Genomic DNA, 5,852 nt, shown 5'->3' with positions numbered 1-5,852 from the left:
GAGCGGCCCCGCTTCACCTCGCCGCGCCGCTTCTTCTCCCGCAGCCGCCGCTCGTTCAGGGCCCGCGGCAGCTTCCGCTTCCGGCGGGCGGGCGGGGGCGGCGCCGTGGCCTCGGCGAGCAGCGCGGCCATCCGGACGCCCGCCGTCTCCCGGTTCCGCCACTGGGACCGGTGCTCGGCGGCCCGTACGACCAGCACGCCGTCGCCCGTCAGCCGCCCGGCGAGCCGCTCCAGCGCGCGCCGCTTCCACACCGGCGGCAGCGCCTCGGTCCGCGCGAGGTCGAACCGCAACTCGGCCTGGCTGTCGCTGGTGTTGACATGCTGACCACCCGGGCCCGACGAGCGCATGAAACGCCACACCAGTTCGGACTCCGGAAGGAAGACGGAACCGCGGATGCGGTAGGGACCGGACATGTATCTATGATCCGGGCTCACCGGGCGTCCCGTCACCTCGATTTCCCGCTGGTCGCACGGGCCGCGTAAAGAAGGCAAAGAAACCTGGAACCCGCCCCTCCCCCGGCTGCGTTGTGCAGGGTGTACGGACCGGACCACGTACCGGAACCACGACTGGAAGAGAAGGGCACTCCCATGGCTGTAAGCCTGTCCAAAGGCGGCAACGTCTCGCTCACCAAGGAGGCACCGGGCCTGAGTGCCGTCACGGTCGGCCTTGGCTGGGACGTCCGCACCACCACCGGCACCGACTTCGACCTCGACGCGAGCGCCATCGCGGTGAACGGCGAAGGCAAGGTCTACTCGGACCAGCACTTCATCTTCTTCAACAACAAGGCGACGCCGGACCAGTCCATCGTCCACACCGGTGACAACGTCACGGGCGAGGGCGAGGGCGACGACGAGCAGATCAAGATCAATCTCGCGGGCCTGCCCGCCGAGATCGACAAGATCGTCTTCCCGGTCTCCATCTACGACGCGGAGTCCCGCAGCCAGAACTTCGGCCAGGTGCGGAACGCGTTCATCCGCATCATCAACCAGGCGGACGAGTCCGAGATCGCCCGCTACGACCTGAGCGAGGACGCAGCCACCGAGACCGCCATGGTCTTCGGCGAGATGTACCGGAACGGCGAGGAGTGGAAGTTCCGCGCCGTCGGCCAGGGCTACGCCGCGGGCCTCACCGGCATCGCGCAGGACTTCGGCGTCAGCGTCTGACACTCCGGCGTCCGGCCGCCCCTGCCGACCCGTCGCAGGGGCGGCCGGGGCCGGCCGGGGCCGACCGGGGCGGGGTGGTGCGCCCGGCGGAGCACCCCGCGCCTCGGCCGTCCGGCCCCCTCCCGCGCGTGGCACCATCGAGCCCGTGCTCGACATCGGCTACGCGCTCTCCCGCCGCTTCCCGGACCCCCCGCAGACGGACTACCGCACCGCGGACGTCCACGCCCTGCGCCACGACCTGTTCTGCGGCGACGTCTACCTCGCCGAGACGCGCTCCGACGACGAGCTCGCCACGGCCTGGGGCTGGGTCCCGGTCCTGGACTTCGGCTGGGCGCTCTGCGCCCTGGCGGAGCAGTTGGACCGCGATCCGCGCGGCGCCCGCTCACCCGGCCCGCACCACGCCGAGCTGGACTTCACGGAGTCGACCGAGCGGCTGCGCTTCACCCGGCGCTTCGGCTGGGTGGAGATCACCGCCGACTGGTCTCCGGCGGGCACGCCCCCGCTCACCGTCCCGCACACCGAGCTGCGCCGGGAGGCCCGCGACTTCCTGCGCGATCTGCTCGCGGACCTCACCGACCTGCACGAGGGCCTGGACGCCAACCCCGCCGTCTGGGACCTGGCCGCGCGCTACCCCCGAGTGTGACCGGGACCCCGGGCGTGACCGGGGCCCTGGATGTCACCGAGGCCCCGGGCGTCACCGGGCACGCCCGCGTCGCGCCCCGGCAGCGCCCTCCCTACGCTGGAAGGTGCCGGGACACACCGGACAGCGGCTCCAGGAGGCAGTCATGGGCCGACCCCCCGAGGAACAGCGCGAACGGCGGGCCGAGGGCGAGATCCTCGCCCGCGTCACACAGCTCGTGGCCGACGAGCACCGGCTGCGCGAGCAGCTCGCCGAGGGCAACGTGACCTCCGAGGAGGAGCGCGCGGCGCTCGCGGGCCTGGAGCGCGAACTGGACCAGTGCTGGGACCTGCTGCGGCAGCGGCGCGCCAAGCGCGAGTTCGGCGAGAACCCGGCCGAGGCGACGGTCCGCCCCGCCACGGAGGTGGAGGGCTATCTGTCGTAGGCGGAGCCGGCGCCGACGCCGCTTGCCGGCCTCCTCCCGAGCCCCCCGTCACGCTGCCACCCGCACTCCGAGCTGCGCCGCGAGCGCCGGCGCCAGGTCCAGCAGCTGGGACGGGGTGATCACCGCGCCCGCCAGCCGGTCCACGCCCGTCGCAATCTCCAGCTCCGTCGCCCCGCGCAGATCCACGTCCTTCAGCGTGACCTGCCCCAGCTCCGCCCTGCGCAGCGCACAGTCCCGAAACGCCACCCGCTCCAGCACCGCCCCGCCGAAATCCGGCTCCACCAGCACACACCCCTCGAACACCACATCCGTCAACCGCGCCTGACGGGCGTTCAGGAACTCCACCTTTCCGCCCCGCACCAGCACCCGGCTCAGCCGCGCCCCGTGCAGCTGCACCCCGCCCAGCCGCGCGTCCCGCACCTCCACATCCCGCAACTCGGCGCCCGCCAGCCGTATGCCGACGCCCCGGACCTCCTCCAGCACCGAGTCGATCAGCCGGGCGCCGCCGAGCACGGTCCCGTCCAGCCCGCAGCGCGCGAGGCGGCAGTCGAGGAACGTGGCGCCCGAGCCGTCCTCGCCTGCCAGGTCCAGACCGTCGAAGGCCAGACCGTCGTAGTCCCCGTCGGGCGCCAGCCCCTCCCCCGCGTACGGCCGCAGCTCGGGCAGGCTGAGCTGGGGGCGCCGCGCCTCGCGCATCGGTGACTTCGCCATGCCCCTCATGGTGCACCCGGGCACTGACAACGCCGCTGGCAACGCCCCCTTGACTTGAACTTCTCTTGAAGTTGCAGACTCCGGAGCAGCCCTCAGCACCCCCAGCACCCCGAACAAGGAGCACCCATGTACGCCGCCCGCCTGCACACCTTCGGTCCCGCCGAGAACCTGACGTACGAGCAGGTCCCCGACCCCGTGCCGGGCCCCGGCCAGGTGCGGATCGCCGTCGAGGCCGCAGGCGTCCACCTGATCGACACGCTGTTCCGCGCGGGCCGCGAGGACGGCCCGCTGCCCCTCCCCGAGCTGCCCGTCATCCCCGGCCGCGAGGTCGCCGGCACCGTCGAAGCGCTCGGCGAGGGCACCGACGCCGGCTGGCTCGGCCGCCGCGTCACCGTCCATCTGGGGATGGCGCCCGGCGGCTACGCGAGTCTCGCCGTCGCCGACGCCGACGCGCTGCACCCCGTGCCCGACCAGGTCTCCGCACCCGCCGCCGTCGCCATGATCGGCACGGGCCGTACGGTGATGGCCGTCCTGCGCGACGCGCGGATCGGGCCCGCGGACACCGTGCTCGTCCTCGCGGCCGCGGGCGGCATGGGGGCGCTGCTCGCGCAGTACGCCAAGCATCGCGGCGCCTTCGTCGTCGGCGCGGCGGGCGGCACGGCCAAGACGGCGCTCGTCCGCGACCTCGGCGTCGATATGGCGGTCGACTACCGGCAGGACGGCTGGGCCGACCGGATCCGCGCCGAACTGGGCGGCGAGCGCCCGGTCAACCAGCTGTTCGACAGCACGGGCGGCAGCCTCGCCCGTACGGCGCTCGGCCTGCTCGCACCCGGCAGCACGCACTTCGCGTACGGCGGCGCGCAGGTCCTGCTGTCCGGCAGCGGAGGCGGAGTCGGAGGCGAAGGCACGGACGGGGGCACGAACGGAGGCACGGACGGGGGCGCCGAGGAGCTCTCCGAGGACGAGCTGCGCGCCCGTGGCATCACCGTCCAGCCGCTGCCCGGAGCGCTCGTCCGGCAGCACAAGCGGGAGCTGGAGGAGGAGTCGCTCGCACAGGCCGCCAGCGGTGCCCTCACGCCGCTCGTGACCACCTTCCCGCTCGCCGAGGCGGGCGCCGCGCACCGGGCCCTGGAGACCCGGGCGAGCACGGGCAAGGTGGTCCTCGTCCCCTGACGGCAGCCCGCGACGACGCTCCCGCGGACCTCTCCCGTGACCGGGTCAAGGGGACATCGGGCCGGGAAACGGCCACAAGCTCCGGCCGGTCGGACAAGCGGGCCCGGTTCCCTCTACCGTTCCGTCATGACCACGATGCGTAAGCTATGGCTCGTCGGGGTGGCCCTGGTGTGCGCCTTGGCCGTCACCGCGGCCCTGGTGCTGCTGCTCAAGCGGCACGGGGAGGAGAACCGGACCCTGGAGATCCCGGAGGGCTGGCGGGCTGCCCAGGTCTACGACGCGGTCGACCGGGCCCTGGACAAGCCCGAGGGGACCACCGAACGGGCCGCCGAGCGGGCCGCGAAGAAGGGCGTACTCAAGCTCCCCGCCGAGGCCAAGGGCAACCCCGAGGGCTACCTCGCCTCCGCGACGTACTCCCTTGAGGACAGAACCCCCACCTCGCTGCTCACCGCCATGGTGAACACCGCCGACAAGCGCCTGGCCCGCGACGGCATCACACGCTACTCGACCGTCACCGTCGCCAGCATCGCGCAGGCGGAGGCGGACACACCCGAGGACATGGGGAAGGTGGCCCGCGTCGTCGCCAACCGCCGCGCCCAGGGCATGCCGCTCCAGATGGACTCCACCATCAACTACGCCCTGAAGCGGTCCACTCTGAACACCACCATCGAGGACACCCGCATCAACTCCCCGTACAACACGTACCGCCACAAGGGCCTCCCCCCGAGCCCCATCAACACCCCGGGCCTGCACGCACGCCGAGCCGCCGCTGACCCGCCCCCGGGCGACTGGCTCTACTTCGTCACCGTCGGACCGGGCGACACCCGCTTCACGGACGACTACGAGCAGCACAAGAAGTGGGTCGCCGAATTCAACGAGAACCAGCGGAACCAGTGAGGCAGGCTGGCCCCATGAACGTCCTGACTGCCTTCGACACGGCCTTCGACACCTTCGACAGCACGGTGCGCACCGTACGGGACGACCAGTGGGCCGCCCCCACCGCGTGCGCCGGCTGGTCGGCGAAGGACCTCGTCAACCACCTCGTCAGCGAACACCTGTGGGCCCCGCACCTGCTCCGCAAGGAGACCCTCGCCCAGGTCGGCGACCGCTACGACGGCGACGTCACGGACGGCGCCCCGATCGCGGCCTGGGAGCGCGCCTCCGCCGCTTCCCGCCCGGCCTTCCACGCGCCCGGCGCGCTGGAGGGCGAGGTACACGTCACGGACGGACGCATCCCCGCCCCGATGTACGCCTGGCAGATGACGACGGACCTGGCGGTGCACGCCTGGGACCTCGCCCAGGGCATCGGCGCGGACGTCCGCCTGCCCGAGGAGCTGGCCCAGGCTCTCCACGCCCAGGCCCAGCCCTACGTCACCGACACCGGCCAGCCGGGCCTCTTCGACGCGCCGGTCCCGCTCCCCGGCGCCCCGGACTGGCACTCCCGCCTCCTGGCACTCCTCGGCCGCGACCCGCGGCCGTCCTGAGCACGCCAGGGCCTGCGGTCCTGAACGTACGAGCCGTGTCCGGGGTCACTCCTGGTCCGGCCCCTCCCTGCCCTGGTCCGTGCCGCCCGTCTGCTCCTTGATCTTGTCCTGGGCGGCGTCGACCTGGTCGCTGAACTTCCCCTGCGTCTTCTCGTCGACAGCGTCCGCGGCCTTGTCGGTGCCCTGGTCCGCGGTGTCCTCGCGCCCCTTGAGCATGTCCTTGAGCTTGTCCATGACAGACATTCCGGCCTCCTAGC

Annotated in this window: 9 protein-coding genes; 6 read left to right on the top strand and 3 right to left on the bottom strand. The window is 72.8% G+C overall.

Translation table 11 applies throughout. From position 1 onward, the window contains the following. On the bottom strand, nt 1–413 hold a 413-nt coding region (arfB, locus tag G5C65_RS29690), incomplete at its 3' end, for an alternative ribosome rescue aminoacyl-tRNA hydrolase ArfB (protein WP_165302136.1). A 174-nt stretch (nt 414–587) separates the two neighbouring features. Between arfB and G5C65_RS29685 the strand changes: the two genes are divergently transcribed. From G5C65_RS29685 to G5C65_RS29675, 3 genes are all read left to right on the top strand, one after another. Continuing rightward, a complete protein-coding gene (locus G5C65_RS29685) occupies nt 588–1,163 on the top strand; it encodes a TerD family protein (RefSeq protein ID WP_165302135.1) in 576 nt (191 codons plus the stop codon). Between the two features lie 145 nt (nt 1,164–1,308). Then, nucleotides 1,309–1,806, top strand: coding sequence for a hypothetical protein (locus G5C65_RS29680; protein WP_165302134.1), 498 nt, complete (start codon nt 1,309–1,311; stop codon nt 1,804–1,806). A 142-nt stretch (nt 1,807–1,948) separates the two neighbouring features. Further along, the gene (locus tag G5C65_RS29675; protein WP_165302133.1) at nt 1,949–2,227 is read left to right on the top strand and encodes a DUF2630 family protein; all 279 of its coding nucleotides are present in this window, start codon (nt 1,949–1,951) and stop codon (nt 2,225–2,227) included. A 48-nt stretch (nt 2,228–2,275) separates the two neighbouring features. On the opposite strand, the gene G5C65_RS29670 is transcribed toward G5C65_RS29675, so the two are convergent. Next, nucleotides 2,276–2,938, bottom strand: coding sequence for a pentapeptide repeat-containing protein (locus G5C65_RS29670; protein WP_241266152.1), 663 nt, complete (start codon nt 2,936–2,938; stop codon nt 2,276–2,278). A gap of 126 nt (nt 2,939–3,064) precedes the next feature. Here G5C65_RS29670 and G5C65_RS29665 point away from each other — a divergent pair, with 126 nt between their 5' ends. From G5C65_RS29665 to G5C65_RS29655, 3 genes are all read left to right on the top strand, one after another. Next, nucleotides 3,065–4,111 carry a zinc-binding dehydrogenase gene (locus tag G5C65_RS29665; RefSeq protein WP_165302132.1) on the top strand — a complete coding sequence of 349 codons (1,047 nt, stop codon included), beginning with the start codon at nt 3,065–3,067 and terminating at the stop codon, nt 4,109–4,111. 126 nt (nt 4,112–4,237) lie between these two features. Further along, nucleotides 4,238–5,008, top strand: coding sequence for an endolytic transglycosylase MltG (gene mltG / locus G5C65_RS29660; protein ID WP_241266151.1), 771 nt, complete (start codon nt 4,238–4,240; stop codon nt 5,006–5,008). Nucleotides 5,009–5,022: 14 nt separating this feature from the next. Next, complete coding sequence (locus G5C65_RS29655) at nt 5,023–5,595, top strand: TIGR03086 family metal-binding protein (protein WP_165302131.1); 573 nt, start codon at nt 5,023–5,025, stop codon at nt 5,593–5,595. 45 nt (nt 5,596–5,640) lie between these two features. On the opposite strand, the gene G5C65_RS29650 is transcribed toward G5C65_RS29655, so the two are convergent. Beyond that, a complete protein-coding gene (locus G5C65_RS29650) occupies nt 5,641–5,838 on the bottom strand; it encodes an antitoxin (RefSeq protein ID WP_165302130.1) in 198 nt (65 codons plus the stop codon). Nucleotides 5,839–5,852: the final 14 nt, after the last annotated feature.

Origin of the sequence: Streptomyces boncukensis (genome assembly GCF_011045075.1) — a bacterium.
Classification (GTDB): domain Bacteria; phylum Actinomycetota; class Actinomycetes; order Streptomycetales; family Streptomycetaceae; genus Streptomyces; species Streptomyces boncukensis.
This window is presented reverse-complemented; position numbering and strand designations above follow the sequence as displayed.

Excerpts from the sequence above, each read along its gene's own strand:
- mltG (WP_241266151.1), top strand. The coding sequence starts at position 4,238 with ATGACCACGATGCGTAAGCTATGGCTCGTCGGGGTGGCCCTGGTGTGC.
- G5C65_RS29670 (WP_241266152.1), bottom strand. The coding sequence starts at position 2,938 with ATGGCGAAGTCACCGATGCGCGAGGCGCGGCGCCCCCAGCTCAGCCTG.
- G5C65_RS29675 (WP_165302133.1), top strand. The coding sequence starts at position 1,949 with ATGGGCCGACCCCCCGAGGAACAGCGCGAACGGCGGGCCGAGGGCGAG.
- G5C65_RS29665 (WP_165302132.1), top strand. The coding sequence starts at position 3,065 with ATGTACGCCGCCCGCCTGCACACCTTCGGTCCCGCCGAGAACCTGACG.
- G5C65_RS29650 (WP_165302130.1), bottom strand. The coding sequence starts at position 5,838 with ATGTCTGTCATGGACAAGCTCAAGGACATGCTCAAGGGGCGCGAGGAC.
- G5C65_RS29655 (WP_165302131.1), top strand. The coding sequence starts at position 5,023 with ATGAACGTCCTGACTGCCTTCGACACGGCCTTCGACACCTTCGACAGC.
- G5C65_RS29685 (WP_165302135.1), top strand. The coding sequence starts at position 588 with ATGGCTGTAAGCCTGTCCAAAGGCGGCAACGTCTCGCTCACCAAGGAG.